The sequence below is a fragment of the Vibrio harveyi genome, assembly GCF_030060435.1.
GTDB classification, from domain to species: Bacteria; Pseudomonadota; Gammaproteobacteria; order Enterobacterales; family Vibrionaceae; genus Vibrio; species Vibrio harveyi.
In genome coordinates this window covers 2035574-2053499 of record NZ_CP125876.1, presented here as the reverse complement: position 1 = coordinate 2053499, position 17926 = coordinate 2035574, and the positions used below count along the sequence as shown (strand labels likewise).

Sequence of the window (17926 nt, the reverse complement as noted above, 5' to 3'; positions counted from 1 at the left end):
TTACCTTTTGTATGGAAAACTGAAGCGAGACTTGAGTCACGTTAATTCCCCTTTGGTTTAGAGCTTATAAGACCTTAGTTTTAACTTAATTTTAATTATGCTATTGGATTCGCATTAGTCTGTTTTGTGAGCTATAAGTTTGTGTGCAGGATGCACTTTTCTAATACAGACAGAGGTTTATATGACAGCGAATTATGGCGTTAAACGCCGATTAGCGATTCTTGCCGCTGCTTTTATCGGCGCGACAAGTAGCAGTATCGCAGCAGAAAAACCGAACATTCTGGTTATCTGGGGTGATGATATTGGTCAGTCGAATATCAGCGCCTATACGTTCGGCCTCATGGGCTACAAAACCCCAAACATCGATAGAATCGCAAAAGAAGGTATGATGTTCACCGACTACTATGGCGAACAATCATGTACCGCGGGTCGCTCCACCTTTATTACGGGTCAAACAGTGCTGCGAACCGGCTTGAGTAAAGTTGGTCTTCCGGGGGCTGACCTAGGCTTGCAAGCAGAAGATGCAACGATTGCAGAAATGCTTAAACCTTTAGGTTATATGACGGGGCAATTTGGTAAAAACCACTTAGGCGATAAAGACGAACATCTTCCAACCAATCATGGCTTCGACGAATTTTTTGGCAACCTTTATCACTTGAACGCCGAGGAAGAACCGGAAAATGTTGATTACCCGAAAGACCCAGAATTCCGTAAGAAATTTGGTCCTCGTGGTGTCATTAAATCCTTTGCTGATGGCAAAATTGAAGATACGGGGCCGCTCACTCGTAAGCGAATGGAAACCGTAGATGAAGAAACGCTAGATGCGGCACTTGATTTTATGGATCGGGCGGTGAAAGCCGACAAACCGTTCTTCGTTTGGTGGAATGCCACACGCATGCATTTCCGCACTCACGTCAAAGAAGACAACTTGGGCAAAACTGGCATCAGTTTTTATGCCGACGGCATGGTTGAGCACGATAACCATGTTGGTCAGCTATTGAAGAAAGTGGATGATCTTGGCATTCAAGATAACACCATCGTATTTTACTCCACTGATAACGGTCCACACATGAACTCTTGGCCAGATGCAGGTACAACGCCATTCCGTGGTGAGAAAAACACTAACTGGGAAGGCGCATTCCGCGTTCCCGCTATGGTTCGTTGGCCGGGTAAAATTGAGCCGGGAAGCGTGTCTAACGAGATCATGCATCATATGGACTGGATGCCAACATTCCTAGCGGCTGCAGGCGATGATCAAATCAAAGAGAAACTCCTGAAAGGCTATAAAGCAGGAGATAAGACGTTCAAAAACCATCTTGATGGTTACAACTTCCTGCCTTACCTAACTGGTAAAGAGGACAAAGGACCACGTGAAGAAATCTTCTACTTTACAGACGATGGTGATTTGAGCTCACTGCGTTTCCGCAACTGGAAGATTGTATTCCTAGAGCAGCGCGCGAAAGGTACGTTGCAAATTTGGGCTGAACCGTTTACACCGTTGCGTGTGCCTAAGATCTTCAATCTACGCATGGACCCATACGAAGTCGCAGATATTACGTCGAACACGTATTACGATTGGTTGATCGACCATGCGTATATGCTTGTTCCTGCACAGGCTTATGTGGGCAAGTTCTTAGAAACATTCCAAGAATTCCCTCCAAGGCAGAAAGCTGCGAGCTTCTCACTTGATCAGGTGATGGAGAAACTGCAAGAAAGTCACAATAAATAGATTGATTGCAACCAAATGTGGGGCTCTTCGGAGCCTCTTTTTTTGCGCCTCGTTTGAGTTTTTCTTAAAACCTATGTAATTGCTTGTCTAAAAAGAAAAAACACTTCTATCTTTGATCAGAGAATAAAAAGAATCACACAAGGACAGTTATGACTCAGTGGGCAAGTTGGAAGCAGACCTTAATTGGTCTTGCAGTGCTCGTCAGTTTTTCTCTGTTTGCGCAGGAAACACCGCAATCAACCGAATCATCAACGCTAACTTACGTAGGCAGTGAAGCTTGCGTAGATTGTCACCAAAAAGAAACCAAAGCGTGGCAAGGATCTCATCATGATATGGCGATGAGGCATGCTGATGCACAGTCCATATTGGGTGACTTTAACGAGCACACATTTACATTCGAAGGAAAGCCAAACCGTTTTTATCGAAAAGGGGACGAGTATTGGGTCAATATCCAAGGTCCAGACGGAGAGTGGCACGACTACAAAATTAGCTACACCTTTGCATGGGAACCGCTTCAACAATACATGGTGGAGTTTGAAGATGGACGAGTCCAGCTCATTCCTTTTGCATGGGATTCGAGAACCAAGCAACAAGGTGGTCAGCGCTGGTTTCACCTATATCCAGATACCACGCCAAAAGATGAATTCTACTGGACGAATACGGGGCAAAATTGGAACTTCATGTGTGCCGATTGCCACTCAACGAATCTAGAAAAGAACTACGACGCCAAAACCAATACGTATTCAACCACGTGGTCTGAGATTAATGTGGGTTGTGAAGCGTGCCATGGTCCTGCCAGCGAACATGTAGAGCTTGCCAAACAAGCGGAAAAATCTGGAAATACCATCGTCTCAGCGAATCACTATGGTTTTGACCGAGATTTAGGTCCGGCTGTAAAAGAATGGGTCTACGAAGAAGGGCGCAGTACGCTCCAGCCAAAAGAAATAGCGATGACGCACCAAGTTCAAACGTGCGCGCAGTGCCATAGTCGTCGTACGCAGCTCAACGAAACTGAAGATCACGTAAAAGGTTCGTTCCTAGATAAATATCGTCTTAGCTTAATCACACCAGAGCTCTATTATCACGATGGTCAAATCTATGACGAAGATTACGTCTACGGTTCATTTTTGCAATCTGCCATGGCAGAAAAAGGCGTTACTTGTACTAACTGCCATGATCCGCATACCGCAGAGTTGAAGATCCCAGAAGAAGCGGTTTGTGCTCAGTGCCATATTGCGTCTGACTACATGCCGGAAAATCACACTTTCCATGAGGCAAATACTGAGGCATCGCAATGCACAACTTGTCACATGCCAGAAACGACTTACATGCAAGTGGACCCGCGTCGTGATCACAGTTGGCATGTGCCGCGTCCAGATTTGAGTATGCATATTAATACGCCAAACGTCTGTACGTCTTGTCATGAAGACGAAACCAATCAGTGGGCAGATAAGAAAATAGGCGAATGGTTCCCGAATTCAAAATACCGAAATCAACAACACTTCGCGGTCGCATTTTACGCGGATTCTATTGGTCATCGTGGTGCGCCTGATGCATTAGCATATTCGGCTCAAGACGCATCGTTAAGCGATATTATTCGTGCGTCTGCTTTAGAACGTATGGGTGGCAATACCGGACAGAACACTTTGGTTTCATTAGCGAGGGCAGTAAAACATGAAAGCGATATGATCCGTTTGGGTGCCGTTGCTGGTTCTTCTGGTTATGAATTTAGCGATCGTTGGCAAATTCTCGAACCATTACTAACTGACCCAGTATTGTCCGTTCGTGCTGAAGCCGCGGCTGCTTTGGTTCGTCATTATCCAGAAATGAATCCGCTGCAACGCGACAAGATCAAACAGCCGTTGGAAGACTACATGGCAATCCAGCGTTTCAATGCGGATCGAGGTTTTGGACGAACCAACCTAGCAAATGTCTATCGAGATCTTGGAGAAACAGGTAAAGCCATTGCGTCTTATCAAAAAGCCATTGAAATAGAGCCTTACTTTGAAAACAGCTACGCCAACTTAGCGGATTTGTACCGTACACAAGGTAACGACAGAAAAGCACTAGAAACCTTGATGGCAGGGATTGAAGCGCAACCTAAATCGAGAGCTTTGCCTTACAGCGCTGGTTTGGCATGGCTTCGTGTTGGAGATGGCGTTAAGGCAAACCAATATTTGAAACAAGCGGCTGAAACGGCAGAACACAACCCGCAGTATTGGTATGTGTATGGCTTGGCATTAGAGAAGAGTGACATACTCGCGGCAAGCAAAGCATTGAGCACAGCCTACCAAGTGGGTGGAAATCCGCAGCATTTGTACGCCGAGTGTGAAGTGTTAGCGCGCAACTATAAACAAGGGGCCGTAGCTTTTGCTTTTGAACAATGTGTTAAGCAGCTTGCAGAAGTGGCTCCAGCGGAGGTTATTCAACGCTTGAGAGCCTCTATAAATCAATAGGTGCTGGATTGGTAGACTCCAACTGATGTTGAATTTGTTCTCTTAAGCGTTGATGGGCAGGGTTGTGCTCGTCGCGCTTATGGTAGACAAATTTATAAGGAATATGCTCTATTTCTATTGGACAATCAAGCACTTGTAATTTAAGTGCTTTACTCCATTTCATCGCAAACGAGCGTGACACGACACCGAGGCAATCACGTTGTGCTACATACATTGCCATACCTGCTAATGATGACGTCACGATCTCGACATTTCGCTCCTGAATCGGCTCTTTTGCCAACTGTTCAAAACCGGACGTGTTATTCCATTTTCCTGAAAACATGCAGTGATTCTCATGATAGAAGGCTTCTTTGCTGAGCGAACCTTGAATCCTAGGGTGGCTTTGGCGACAGATCACCATGGCGGGCTCGTCGTAAGCCGTTTCTATCACGAATGAGGAGTCCTTAGTGATGATAGTATCAATCACCAAGTCCATTTTCTGTTGGCGAATCTGTTCAAAAAGTAAGTATTTTTCCGGTGGAGATTCGTGGAATACCACGTTCTCAATTGGATTTAAGCTATGGAGCAAGGTTTCGGAGCAGCAAACTTGAAAAGAGGTACGTTCAGAAATGGCGTTGTCGACAATACTTACGGCTTGGCGAAACTGCGGCATCAATTGATAGGCAGTCGAGGTTGGTGCAATACCACGACCTTGTTTCACAAACAGCTGCTTGCCTACTACTTGCTCTAGTCGCTTTATTGAGGCGCTAACAGCAGGCTGTGTAACTCCTAAATGGTCTGCTGCTTTGGTGTATGACTGGTACTCAGCGACAACCAAAAAAGTCTGAATCAAGTTTAAGTCCATCTTCTTATCCATAAACTGAATTTATGTATTAACGTATCTGAACTCTATTTATCCGTCAAATTACAAGTTTTATCTTAATCAAATCTTGGCATCTGATTTCTCCCCAAGATTAGCAGCAACGGATTTATGGAGCTCTTTTATGGCAAACCACGATAAAAAACGCGGCAAGAAGTTGGTATTAAACGCTTGCACTCTTGCGATTGGAGCGGCATCAGCGACCGCTTATTCAGCAGAACAACCCAACATTCTCGTTATCTTTGGTGATGACGTCGGTTACTGGAACTTAAGTGCTTACAACGGCGGTATGCTGGCTTACAGCACTCCAAACATTGATAGTATTGCTAGAGATGGCGCTAAGTTTACGAACTTCTACGCTCAGCAAAGCTCAACCGCAGGTCGTTCGGCGTTCATTACGGGACAAATGCCAAAGCGTACTGGCTTGTCTAAAGTTGGTTTGCCGGGAGCGAAAGAGGGGATTTCTGAGAAAGATCCAACTATAGCGACATTGTTACGTGACCTTGGTTACGCAACGGGTCAATTTGGTAAAAACCATCTAGGTGACCGTGACGAACACTTGCCAACCAACCACGGTTTTGACGAGTTCTTTGGTAACCTTTACCACTTAAATGCAGAAGAAGAGCCGGAGAACGTAGACTACCCACAAGATCCTGAATTTAAGAAGAAGTTCGGTCCTCGTGGAGTGATCCATTCTTATGCGGATGGCAAGATTGAAGATACAGGTCCATTGACCCGCAAACGTATGGAAACAGTCGATGATGAGTTCTTAGATGAAGCAGAGAAGTTTATCGAGAAACAAGTCAAAGCTGACAAACCATTCTTTACGTGGTTTAACACCACGCGCATGCACAACTTCACGCACGTTCCTGATGAATACAAAGGCAAAACTGGCGCTGGCTTCTACGCCGATGGTGTGAAGCAACATGACGATCAGATTGGTCACTTGCTCAATAAGGTTAAAGAGCTTGGTGTCGACGACAACACCATCATTGTTTACACCACAGATAATGGTCCAATGATCAACTTATGGCCGGACGCAGGTATGACGCCATTCCGCAGCGAGAAAAACACGGGCTGGGAAGGCGGTTTCCGCGTTCCTGCATTGATCAAATGGCCAGGTCATATCCAAGCTGGCACAACGCTTAATGGCATTGTGTCTCTGGAAGATTTCCTACCAACCTTAGTAGCTGCGGCGGGCAATAGTAACGTCAAAGAGGAGCTACTCAAGGGTAAGAAAGTGGGCGGTATGAATTACAACGTCCACTTAGATGGCTACAATCAGCTGCCATATCTAACGGGGAAAACGGACAAGTCTGCTCGTAACGAGTTTGTCTACTGGAGCGACGACGGAGATTTGTTAGCTCTGCGCTACGGTAAGTACAAATATCACTTCATGATCCAAGAAAATGAAACGGGCTTGGATATCTGGAAGAAACCATTCACCAAACTCCGCGTACCACAAATTTATGATTTGAGTATCGACCCATTTGAGCGTGGCGATACTGGTATGGGTTACGACCGTTGGATGTACGAACGTTCGTTTTTGATGATGCCTGCCATCGAGAAAGTGAAAGAGGTCATGGATACTTTCAAAGAATACCCGCCGCGTATGGCTCCGGGTTCGTTTGTTCCGAAATAACGTTTTGTCCATAGGTCGATAGACCCTAGTTATTGTCCTTAAATACAGCGCCCAACTTGGGCGCTGACTTTCTTCTGCTTTCGAGATCGTTCTTTATGAAAAAACAAACTCACATTCATACCACTCAAATGGCATTAACTCCTCTCAAAACGGCATTTGCATCTAATAGTGATAAAGTCGAACGACGTTTTCACGTGATGGCGAAACCGGGCGGAGCAAAATGCAACATCGATTGTCAGTACTGTTTTTATCTGCACAAAGATGAATTACTCAATCAAGGCACTCAACCAAAAATGGATGATGCAACACTTGAGGCATTCATAAAGAGCTATATCGAAAGCCAAGACGGTGACGAGATTGTGTTTTCTTGGCAGGGTGGTGAGCCAACATTATTAGGTTTGGATTACTTTAAGAAGATTGTCGAACTGCAGAACAAATACGCTAAACATGGCGTTCGTATCGAAAACGACCTTCAAACCAATGGTCTTTTATTGAACGAGGCTTGGTGTCAGTTTTTGCATGACCATGGGTTTCTGGTTGGTCTATCGATAGATGGTCCTGAGTTTATCCACGATAAATACCGTAAAACCCGAAGTGGAAAGCCGACCTTTCAACGCGTCATGCAAGCCGTTGATTTGATGAAGCGTCATAATGTGTCATTCAACGCTTTGGTGACAGTAAACCGCTTTAACGCCAAATATCCGCTCGAAGTGTATCGCTTTCTTACTCAAGAACTCCGTGTCACTTATATCCAATTCACACCTTGTGTTGAACCTCGATCTTTCACTCAAACCGCTCCCCATTTCTGGAAAGAAAACATGTCTCCAAAACTTGGCAGCGAATTAGCAAAGCCGGGGCATTTGATGTCGGTCGTTACGGATTGGTCGGTCGATGCAGAAGAGTGGGGCGAGTTTCTGATTGCTGTATTTGAAGAATGGGTGAACAACGATCTTGGCAGAGTCTTGGTCAACCTTTTCGAAACCGCCGTCGCGCAAGTGATGGGGATGCCTTCGCAGTTATGTGTTAGCGCAGAGTTCTGCGGCAAAGGTCTAGCGATTGAACACAATGGGGATGTGTTTAGCTGTGATCATTACGTTTATCCGGAATATCAACTGGCAAACATTCATGACCGCTCTCTCAATGAAATTGCTATCTCAACTCGTCAATACAGCTTTGGCATGGCGAAAAAGTCTTCTTTGCCGCAATACTGCCTCGATTGCCCGTATTTGAAATATTGCTGGGGAGAATGCCCAAAAAATCGGCTACTTACCGCGCCGAATGGTGAGGCTGGTCTAAACTACTTGTGTCCAGGAATAAAAATGTTCTTTGACCATTCGCTGCCAATTTTGGTTGGTATATCTACGTTAATAAAGTCTTACAACTCAAGTGAATATAGCGAATATAACCTTTAGTTATTACTTTCAGTCTTATACTCAACTTTTAACGCTCAGGCTCCCGTAAACTCAATAGGTAGACTATGAACCACGCACAACAAGCCATTAATGAATTAATCGAACAAACTGAAAAAAGTGTCATTGGACAAAGCCATGTGGTTCAGGCTTTGGTGATAGGGTTACTGACCAATGGTCACGTACTTTTGGAGGGTTTACCGGGGACGGCAAAAACGCGCTCGGTGAAATCGCTTGCCAATCTACTTAATACCAGCTTTGGTCGTATTCAGTTTACCCCCGACTTGTTACCTTCAGACGTTACAGGTACCGAAGTGTACCAAGAACTAGATGGCAAGCCTCAACTCCACTTCCAACCAGGTCCAATCTTTAACAGCATCGTATTGGCGGACGAGGTAAACCGTGCGCCAGCAAAAGTACAAGCTGCACTGCTAGAAGCGATGGCAGAAGGTACGATTACAGTGGGTGATAAGACGCACGTCTTGCCAGAGTTGTTCATGGTGCTTGCGACGCAAAACCCAGTTGAACAAGAGGGCACTTACCCATTGCCAGAAGCGCAGATGGATCGCTTTATCATGAAAGTGACCGTCGACTATCCAGAAGATGAAGCTGAGCGTGACATTATTCGTTTAGTGCGCAGTGAAGAGCTGGGTTCAGAAACCAGTAGTGAATTAGTGACGCCAAAACACATTGAGCCAGAGCTTGTGATTGAAGCGCGACGTCAACTGCCAAACGTTGCGGTTTCCGATTTGGTTGAGAACTACATTGTGGCGCTTGTGATGGCGACACGTAAACCAGAGCGTTACGCCGATTCCCAGCTACAAAAATGGATCGAAATCGGCTCAAGCCCTCGCGCATCAATTTCGTTGGACAAATGTGCTCGTGCTTACGCGTGGCTACAAGGGCGTGACTATGTAACGCCTGATGACGTACGTGCGATGGTGCCATCGGTACTTGGACACCGATTCTCACTTTCTTACGATGCACTTGCCGATGGTGTTGATCACCAGCGAGTGGTGCAAGAGCTGCTTGATTGTGTAGAAATCGGATAAGCAGGAGGGACTATGGCAAAGCCAACGCTTGCTCCTCAATCCCAAGGGCTCGATCCTCGCTTGTATTGTGATTACGCTCGCTTAGTGCGTTTACAAGCACAGGCCGAATCCTTCAGCCTGCTGCCTCACTTAAAAGCGGGCAGTGTGCTTTCTGGGCGGCACAACTCATTATTCCGTGGGCGTGGTCTGAACTTCGAAGAGCTGCGTCACTACCAGCTAGGGGACGACATCCGAAACCTAGATTGGAAAGTCACCATGCGCACAGGCAAGCCCCATGTGCGCAGTTACACCGAAGAAAAAGACCGCAATGTGATTGTTTGCGTTGATCAGCGCAGTGCGATGTTTTTCGCCTCTACCGAGGTCATGAAATCCGTGGTCGCTGCTGAAGTCGCGGCTATGTGTGGTTGGCGAGTATTGAAAGACGGTGATCGAGTGGGATTTGTTATCGCTTCTGACTCCGCTCTATATCACAGCAAAGCCCAGCGTTCACAAAACGATCTGCTTGCACAACTGAAACAACTCTCTCAAGTCAACCAGCGCTTAAATGTGGACTCGATTGATGCAGATAACGTGACGTTCAGTAAATGGATAGAGCTCATCAAACGCATGAAACTAAAACAATCCACATTGATTTTTATTAGTGATTGGCGTGATTGCGAAGAGCACCACCTAGATCACCTTAAGCAGCTTCAACAGCACAACGATGTTCTCGCGGTGATGGTGAGCGACCCTTTAGAGCAGTCGCTTCCTCAAGATTTGGCAAAAGTGAAATGGGTGATTGGTGACGGTCGTTACCAGATCAACTTAGACAGCAAAGCCAAAGTCGACGCCGCCAGTGCCAGTTTGGTTGAGAAAGCGCAGTTAAAACGTCAATCACTGGCGCAACTAATGGCGATGAAAAAGCTGCCTCATATCGAAATCGATACATCAGGTGACCACATTACTCAATTCCAAAAACTCGTTGGAGGTCGATAAATGACAGACTTACACACGCCTCCAAGCACGTATATTCTGCGTGAGCTGCATGACGTTGCGGTGCCAGAAAGCGTAAGCTGGGTACCACAAACCATTGGTTGGAAGATCCTTGCCGTCATTGGTGCGATTGTACTTATGTATCTGGGTTACCGATTGCTGCACCATTGGTGGGATAACCGCTACCGTAAAGAAGCTATTGAAGCCATTTCTCGTTTGAATCCAGATGACGCGAGTATGCCCAAAGCCCTGTTCTCGATTTTGAAAATTGTATTGATTCATCTTGATAGCTCTCATGCTCGCTTGTTTGATACGGCGTTCCTGCGCAAGTTAGATGAGCTTAACCCTAAGCATAAAATGTTTGATGACGAAGTCTCGAAGCGATGGCTGCAAAGTATCGTTGACCCAAGTGTTGAACTGGAAAAAACAGAGTGTTTACAACTTCTTGAACGCGCCACTAAGTGGGTGAAAGAGCATGATGAGAACGCTCAAAATATTGAAAAGCGCACGCTTGCCTACAAAGCGCGTGTATTAAAAGGAGGTCGCCATGGGTGATCTTCTTGCTTCATGGCTGGGCATGAGCAGTTTTGAGTTTGAGCATCCGCTTTGGTTCATCATCTTGCCACTGCCTTTGGTGGTGTATTTCCTCGTTCCAGCTTACCGCACCAAACAAATGGCCATCAAAGTGCCGTTTTTTAATCAGCTTGTGGACGCCATTGGCGAAACGCCATCAGAAGGCGCAAGCCAACTGACTCCGAGCTGGTGGCAGCGTGCGACGCTGATTATTTCTTGGCTTTTGGTCGTGACCGCAATGGCAAAGCCGACAGTACTTGGTGAGCCACAGGTGCGTGAAAGCTTAGGGCGTGATGTCATGGTTGTGGTCGATTTGTCTGGCTCAATGGCAGAGCAAGACTTTACATCCCAAACCGGAGAAAAGATCACTCGCCTTGATGCCGCCAAAGAAGTGTTGAGCGACTTTGCTAAAACGCGCAAAGGCGACCGTTTAGGTCTGATCTTGTTTGGCGACGCAGCATTTGTGCAAACTCCGTTCACGCCTGATCAAAAAGTATGGTTAGAGCTGCTTAACCAAACGGATGTGGCGATGGCTGGGCAGAGTACCCACTTAGGTGATGCAATTGGTTTGGCGATTAAGGTGTTTGAGCAAAGTGAACAGTCACGCACCGACGTAGAAGAGAGCAAAGAGAAAGTCGCCATTGTTCTGACAGATGGTAATGATACCGGAAGCTTCGTTGAACCGATTGATGCGGCGAAAGTCGCGAAAGCCAAAGATGTACGTATCCACGTGATTGCAATGGGTGATCCACAAACCGTGGGTGAAACTACACTAGATATGAATACGATCAAACGTATTGCGAAAGAGTCCGGTGGTGAGGCGTTTGAAGCGCTCAACCGTGACGAACTTGCTAAAGCCTATGATGAGATTGGTAAGTTAGAACCACAGCTCTATGAGAGTACTACTTACCGTCCTAAGCAAAGTTTGCATCATTACTTAATGGCTTTGGTCGTTGCGATGTACTTGACCGCGTTCACGTTAGCGACATTTAAGCGTCGTCGACTATCAGTGACCAGTGGAGCTTCCACGCAAGCAGAAAACGGAAAAGGAGAGCGCCATGTTTGATTCTCCTTTCTCTAGCATGGGACTAGAACAGTTCTTCACACAGTTCCATTTCATTCGTCCAATGTGGCTATTGGCGTTCATCCCAATGTTTCTTTTGCTTTGGTTAAGGTGGCGAGAAGAAGCCAAACCTAGCTGGAAAGACATTCTTCCAGAACACTTACGTAAAGCCTTAACGATTGGTGACTATGGTTGGCGAAAGCAACTGCCGCTCAAGCTACTTATGGTGATAGTGGCGATTGCCATCGTCATCTGTGCCGGCCCTTCGTGGGAGCGCCAAGCTTCTCCATTTGGAGAGGATAAAGCCTCCATGTTGGTGGTGTTGGATAACAACGATTCGATGTTGCAAAAGGACCTTCCGCCAAGCCGTTTGGAGCGCTCTAAGCAAAAGATCCGCGACCTATTGGCAGCAAGAAAAGGAGGCAGTACTGGGCTAGTTGTGTATGCGGGGTCTGCTCATGTTGCGATGCCTGTGACGCAGGACAGTAAAGTATTCGAACCGTTTCTTGCTGCGATAACACCAGAAATCATGCCGGTTGAAGGTAAACTTGCTGAAACGGCGCTGCCTTTGATTGACCGACAATTACAAGACCAACCGGGTTCGACGGTTCTGTTGGTCACGGATGGGGTTAATCCTGCAACTATTACCGCTTACAAAAACTACTTCGCTGACAAGCCTTATCAATTGCTTATCTTGGCTGCGGGTAACTCAGACATTGTTTCTAACAACCCGGTCGATTTGGACTCGTTAAATAGCCTTGCCAGCGCGACTGGTGGACGCCTTGTGGAAATGACGGTAGACAATAGTGACATAGAGAAGCTGAATCGTTTTGTTGATCGAAACATGCAACTCAATGGTGAATCCTCAATGCCTTGGAAAGACATGGGTTATCAACTGTTGTTCCCAATTGCGCTCATCATGATGCTTTGGTTCCGCAAAGGGTGGTTAGTGCAATGGTGTGTTGTCGCGATGGTGTCAACGTCTTTGTTTATGACGCCAAAAGTCATGGCTGAAACGGTCTCGCTCAAAGCGGATAAGCCCGAAGTGGTGCAAGAGGTTACGGTCTGGGATAAAGCGTCTCAATGGTGGTGGGGTTTATGGCTCACGCCAAACCAACAAGGGCAGCGCCTGTTCAACAAAAACGAATACCTTGAGGCAGCAAAGCACTTTACGGATCCGTTGCGAAAAGGGACGGCTTATTACTACGCTGGCGAATACAAACTGGCTCATACGGCTTTCTTGGAGATGCAAAACGATCCATCAGATGCGGTAAAAGACTATGGCTTGTACAACGCTGCGAGTGCGTTGGCCCGTCAACGTGAGTACTTGGCAGCGCGTAATTTATTGCAAACACTGGCAGACAAAGACACCTTGAGCGATCAATTGCGACCAGACGTTGAACATAACCTAAAAGTCATCGGCGGCATTGTTGAAGAGATTAACCGCACCAGTGAAAGTCAAGCGGGGACAACAGATGGACCCGAAGAGTCATTTGAACTGGGTGACAACCCGCAAACGGCAGATGGGGCAGACGAAAAAACTGCTGCTGAATTAATGCTGAAAGAGAAACTCAATGCGAACGAAATCCTTGGCAGCCAAGAACTGGCGGATAAGTGGTTAAAACGCGTAGAGGCCGACCCTAAGTACTTCTTGCGCGCTAAATTCCAAATTCAACTGCGTAAACCCGTGAAAACGGAGCCGAAGCCACAACCGCAACAACAAGAAGAGGAGCAAGCACAATGATGAATGTATTCAAACTTGGCGCTGATTCTATTGTTGCGCGTCTAAGCACTATCTTGATGGTGTTTACTTTGTTTTTTACTGGTTTGGCGAACGCACAAGACATTCAAGACTTGCAGCGCAGCGATAATGTTGAATTGTTAGCATGGGTTGGTAAGCAGGGAGCAGGGGTAGATACGAAAGAAGCGCCTAAGTTCAGTGTGAATGAGCAGGTGATCTTGTACATCGAAGTCGCAACGCCTCGTTGGTTCACCGGTGGTACACGCATTGGCAGCGTAGAAATCCCTAACGTGATTGCAAAGCAGCGTAACCAATTAGCAACCAACTATACCGAGCGTAAAGGGGGGCAAACGTGGTCTCGTCAGCGTTGGGAAATAACCCTGTATCCGCAAGCCTCGGGACAATTTGTAATTCCACCGGTCGCCGTTGGTGTGCAAGTCTCTGCGCCTGATGGTTCGAAGGTCGCTGGCACGCTTTATACGCAGCCAATTAAGTTTGAAGCGTCTATGCCTTCTGGATTGCTCAGTGATGAGTCTGAATGGTTTACTGCGACTAAGGTGAGTGTGGATCAGAAATGGACAACGTCTAACGATGAGCTGAAAGTCGGCGATGCAATCACTCGCACCATTACGATCAATGCACAAGACAGTTTGTCAGTGTTGCTTCCAGACTTGTTATCCAATGATTCTACTGCCGGTTATCAAGCCTACCCTCAACCAAACCGCTTAGATGATAAGCAAACGCGTGGCGATTACCAATCGAGTCGCATCGAAGAAAGTGTGTATGTGATCCAACAGGGTGGTGAGTTCACCTTACCTGAGCACACTTTCCAATGGTGGAATAGCCAGAGTAAACAGCTGGAAACGGTGGTTATTGAGGGTAAGACCTTCAAAGCCAAGCATACATTCAAATCCTTTGTTCGAGCTTATTCTGGTTGGTTGATTGGCTGTGCAGTGACGCTATTTGTTCTCGTTATCGCCGTCTTGAGCATTCACCGTTATTATCGTTCTCGTCCCACGCCGCCATGGTTGGTGTTCAGACGAATGGTGAAAGCAAACCGATGGGGTGATGTTCGAGCAAGCTTGTATAAGCAGTTGAGAAGCAACACAGGTGGTCTTGAAATGAGTAAAGCCAGTAACTCTGATGTTTGGCAGAAGCGTTCACAGCGCCTACAAGAGGGGCAGGAGGATGTAAGCTTGATGAATGCTCTTTGGAAAGGGATACAAGCGTTGAAGCCAAAACGCTTCAAGTGGGTGATACCTAAAGCCTTGCCACAACTCGATAAGCAGGCAAGCAATAAGAAATAAAAACGAAAAGGACGCTAGTAAAGCGTCCTTTTTTATATCCTTTAATAAACGTCGTGTTGTTATTTTTGCGTGCTACAATGGGCGTGACTAAATAATATATTCTACATATATTTAATTCTTGTCACTTCGACGTTCTGCTTTTGATCTATTTTATATTTATATTAAACAGGTTTATTAATCAGCTATATATTGAAAATAGTATATTTAAGATTATATAACCAATAAATCACTTTAATTCCTTTCGTGATGGAGTGTCACTTCCATGTGACAAGCTTTTCGTCTTAACCCTGATAAAGACGGCTTATTCAATGTATATTTCATTTTTGATTTGTTCAAATAAAATAACACTTCAAAAATGGAATGATAATTTGCAAGTTTTTCGATTTAGATTATTAAAATTATCGGTGTATATTTCTGGGGAAACGGAAATACGGAGTGATTCCGTTTTGATTTTTAAATATGTGAATAATAATTATCAGATTAAATTTAATTCTGTGTATTAAATTTATCTTAATATAATTCGTCGTCACTAGGCAGCTTTATTTTGTGAAGTTTAATTATCAGAAGTTTTAATTCGATATTATTTTAAAGGGTGATTTATGGAAGCTAATATTCACGACGACCCAATATTGGTGGCAGGCAAGAGGATTCTGATTGCTCAAGCAGCTTTGGGTCTGGTATTCATCGCGTATGAGTACATGCGAAGCGGGACTCTAAGCGCTGAATCAGCAATCACTGGGGTACTGATTGCGATTCTTCCATCTCTGTTTGGCATGGTATTCGCGTCCATTAAATCTAGGGTGAAACCAGAAGAGAGTTTGCGTGACCTCATGCATCTGAGTCGAAATATCAAAGTCATTTACACCATAGTGATGTTTGTTTTGACGTTTCGATTTATGGCTCTTCGCAACATCGTGGTCCTGATAGGCTTTTGTGTGACGATGTTTGGTCACTTCTTAACGCCGCTGTTCAGAGACCGCTTCGAAAGGAAGGCATAAATGGAGACTGTCCAGTCCGCTCATGAATATATTGAGCACCACTTGACCTTTCTCACCGCCGGCGACGGTTGGTTTGGAATTAACCTTGATTCCATGATCATGGTCTGGTTGACGGGGCTCGTTTTCATCCTTTCATTCCGTTATGCGGTGACGAAAGGAACGAAAGGAGTACCAGGACGATTCCAGTGTTTGATCGAGATAATATTTGAGTTCGTCGATGACATCGTAAAAGAAATATTTCAAGCGAAGGACAAGTTAATTGGTCCTTTGGCACTGACAATATTTGTTTGGGTGTTATTAATGAATGCCGTGGATTTGTTACCGATTGATTTAATTCCTGCACTTACTCGTGCTGTAGGGGTTGAACACTTCCGTGACTTACCATCCGCTGACGTCAATATTACGATGTCGATGGCATTAGGCGTATTTATTTTGGTGTTAGGTTATACGTTTAAAAACAAAGGCGTGAAAGGTTTTATTAAAGAGTTAACTACTCAACCATTTTCACATCCGTTGTTATATCCAGTGAACTTAGTTCTTGAATTGGTGACGTTAATTTCTAAACCAATATCTTTAGGTCTTCGATTATTTGGCAATATGTATGCAGGTGAAATGATCTTCATTCTAATTGCATTAATGCCATGGTGGATGCAATGGGCACTAAGTGTTCCTTGGGCACTGTTCCACATTCTTATTGTTGTTCTTCAAGCATTTATTTTTATGGTACTGACCGTGGTTTATCTCGGCATGGCTGTTGAAGAGCATTAATTTCAAAAATCTTGTTTATTAATTAAAAAATTCAATTCTAGGAGTTGTTATGGATATCGTTAGCGCAGTTCTTTACGTGGCGGGTGCACTACTGATCGGTCTTGGTGCAGCGGGTGCCGCAGCAGGTATCGGTAACCTTGCAGGTAAATACCTTGAAGGTGTGGCTCGTCAACCTGATTTGACCCCAATGCTTCGTACTCAATTCTTCATCATGATGGGTCTTGTGGACGCGGTGCCAATGATCGGTGTTGGTATCGGTTTGTACATCATCTTCGCTGTAGCGTAATTCGAATTAATAATTTTCATAACGTTATAGAAGAGAGGGTGCTATGAACTTAAATGCCTCAATGTTTGGTCAGGCGATCTCCTTCGTGATTTTCGTTTGGCTGTGCATGAAATATGTCTGGCCACCACTTGTAAAACTGCTTGATGAGCGTCGTGCTGAAATTGCCCAAGGTCTTGAGCAAACAGAAAAAGCAGCACAAGAGTTAGAACTGGCAAAAGCGAACGGTGAAGCGCTGCTGACAGAAGCTCGCTCAAAAGCTCAAGCTATCATCAACCAAGGTAAGCAACGTCAAGAACAGATGGTTGCGGAAGCGGTTGATCTGGCAAATCAAGAGAAAGCGCGCATTGTCGCAGAAGGCAAAGCAGAAGTGGAAAGCGAACGCAGCAAAGTTCGCCAAGAGCTGAAAGATGAAATGGCGGATCTGGTGATTGAAAGTGCCAGCAAGCTGATTAATCGCAATCTGGATAGCTCGGCTAACCGCGACTTGGTGAACCGCTTCATCAACGAAATGTAGGAGGGCACATGTCCGAATTGACAGTGGTAGCTCAACCCTACGCAAAAGCGGCGTTTGATTACGCACGCGATGCAGAATGCTTGGACGATTGGCAACAAATGTTTGCGATTACCCAAGTGGTCTTGGAACAACCTAACACGCTTCTGGTCTTGAATGACCTTGATGAAGACGGTTCTGAACAACCATTGTTGGATCTGATTCTTCATGCTGGTGGTGAATGGTTGAATCAAAACTTCGAGAATTTTCTTCGCATTATGGAAGAGAACAAGCGTCTAAAAGCGCTCAGTGAAGTAAACGTTCAGTTCCAAGAGATGAAAGCGGATTACGAACGAACCATGACAGTAACAGTGCGTGTTTCAGAACCTCTGGATGAGGAACAGATGGCAAGGCTTAAACAAGCGTTAACCGAAAAGTACGGTAAAGCCATCACACTAGAAACACAACTGGATCCATCCCTTGTAGGTGGTGTGGTGATCACAGCAGGGCAGACCGTGTATGACGGCAGTGTCCTCACCAACCTAAGCCGATTGGCGACCAACCTACATGTGTAACGGGGT

Annotated in this window: 16 protein-coding genes; 15 read left to right on the top strand and 1 reads right to left on the bottom strand. The window is 45.5% G+C overall.

Annotation, left to right across the window (positions count from 1 at the left end; genetic code table 11):
* Positions 1–181 precede the first annotated feature (181 nt).
* Together QMY49_RS25615 and QMY49_RS25610 are read left to right on the top strand one after the other, a co-directional pair.
* Positions 182–1729 (top strand): arylsulfatase, encoded by a 1548-nt coding sequence (locus QMY49_RS25615; RefSeq protein WP_005447192.1) that lies wholly within the window; start codon positions 182–184, stop codon positions 1727–1729.
* 149 nt (positions 1730–1878) lie between these two features.
* On the top strand, positions 1879–4185 hold the full coding sequence (locus QMY49_RS25610) for a multiheme c-type cytochrome (RefSeq protein ID WP_283315314.1): 2307 nt from the start codon (positions 1879–1881) through the stop codon (positions 4183–4185).
* Here QMY49_RS25610 and QMY49_RS25605 read toward each other — a convergent pair.
* Positions 4172–5041, bottom strand: a complete 870-nt coding sequence (locus QMY49_RS25605) for a LysR family transcriptional regulator (protein ID WP_283315312.1) — start codon at positions 5039–5041, stop codon at positions 4172–4174. The two genes, QMY49_RS25610 and QMY49_RS25605, sit on opposite strands and share 14 nt — an antisense overlap.
* 127 nt (positions 5042–5168) lie before the next feature.
* Here QMY49_RS25605 and QMY49_RS25600 point away from each other — a divergent pair, with 127 nt between their 5' ends.
* The 13 genes from QMY49_RS25600 to QMY49_RS25540 all read left to right on the top strand — a co-directional run bounded on the left by QMY49_RS25600 (position 5169) and on the right by QMY49_RS25540 (position 17920).
* The gene (locus QMY49_RS25600; RefSeq protein ID WP_283315310.1) at positions 5169–6686 is read left to right on the top strand and encodes an arylsulfatase; all 1518 of its coding nucleotides are present in this window, start codon (positions 5169–5171) and stop codon (positions 6684–6686) included.
* Positions 6687–6781: 95 nt separating this feature from the next.
* Complete coding sequence (locus QMY49_RS25595) at positions 6782–8098, top strand: anaerobic sulfatase maturase (protein WP_005447188.1); 1317 nt, start codon at positions 6782–6784, stop codon at positions 8096–8098.
* Positions 8099–8163: 65 nt separating this feature from the next.
* Entirely contained in the window at positions 8164–9147 is a 984-nt protein-coding gene (locus QMY49_RS25590; RefSeq protein ID WP_009697249.1) for an AAA family ATPase, read from the top strand.
* Between the two features lie 12 nt (positions 9148–9159).
* Positions 9160–10122, top strand: coding sequence for a DUF58 domain-containing protein (locus tag QMY49_RS25585; RefSeq protein ID WP_283315306.1), 963 nt, complete (start codon positions 9160–9162; stop codon positions 10120–10122).
* Positions 10123–10674 (top strand): DUF4381 domain-containing protein, encoded by a 552-nt coding sequence (locus tag QMY49_RS25580; RefSeq protein WP_053049375.1) that lies wholly within the window; start codon positions 10123–10125, stop codon positions 10672–10674. It begins immediately after the preceding gene.
* Complete coding sequence (locus QMY49_RS25575; RefSeq protein WP_283315302.1) at positions 10667–11758, top strand: vWA domain-containing protein; 1092 nt, start codon at positions 10667–10669, stop codon at positions 11756–11758. The genes QMY49_RS25580 and QMY49_RS25575 overlap by 8 nt, the downstream gene beginning before the upstream one ends.
* The gene (locus QMY49_RS25570; RefSeq protein WP_283315301.1) at positions 11751–13499 is read left to right on the top strand and encodes a vWA domain-containing protein; all 1749 of its coding nucleotides are present in this window, start codon (positions 11751–11753) and stop codon (positions 13497–13499) included. Before QMY49_RS25575 ends, QMY49_RS25570 begins: the two co-directional genes overlap by 8 nt.
* Positions 13496–14803 carry a BatD family protein gene (locus QMY49_RS25565; protein ID WP_239911311.1) on the top strand — a complete coding sequence of 436 codons (1308 nt, stop codon included), beginning with the start codon at positions 13496–13498 and terminating at the stop codon, positions 14801–14803. Before QMY49_RS25570 ends, QMY49_RS25565 begins: the two co-directional genes overlap by 4 nt.
* Before the next feature lie 599 nt (positions 14804–15402).
* A complete protein-coding gene (locus QMY49_RS25560; RefSeq protein ID WP_005447171.1) occupies positions 15403–15801 on the top strand; it encodes an ATP synthase subunit I in 399 nt (132 codons plus the stop codon).
* Positions 15802–16569: a F0F1 ATP synthase subunit A gene (atpB, locus tag QMY49_RS25555; RefSeq protein WP_005533315.1), complete on the top strand. Its 768-nt coding sequence runs from the start codon at positions 15802–15804 to the stop codon at positions 16567–16569. It abuts the gene before it with no gap.
* 49 nt (positions 16570–16618) lie between these two features.
* Positions 16619–16855, top strand: a complete 237-nt coding sequence (atpE, locus tag QMY49_RS25550; RefSeq protein WP_004727739.1) for a F0F1 ATP synthase subunit C — start codon at positions 16619–16621, stop codon at positions 16853–16855.
* A 43-nt stretch (positions 16856–16898) separates the two neighbouring features.
* Positions 16899–17369 carry a F0F1 ATP synthase subunit B gene (locus QMY49_RS25545; protein ID WP_005431830.1) on the top strand — a complete coding sequence of 157 codons (471 nt, stop codon included), beginning with the start codon at positions 16899–16901 and terminating at the stop codon, positions 17367–17369.
* A gap of 8 nt (positions 17370–17377) precedes the next feature.
* Entirely contained in the window at positions 17378–17920 is a 543-nt protein-coding gene (locus tag QMY49_RS25540) for a F0F1 ATP synthase subunit delta (RefSeq protein ID WP_005431763.1), read from the top strand.
* The last annotated feature ends 6 nt before the right edge of the window (positions 17921–17926 follow it).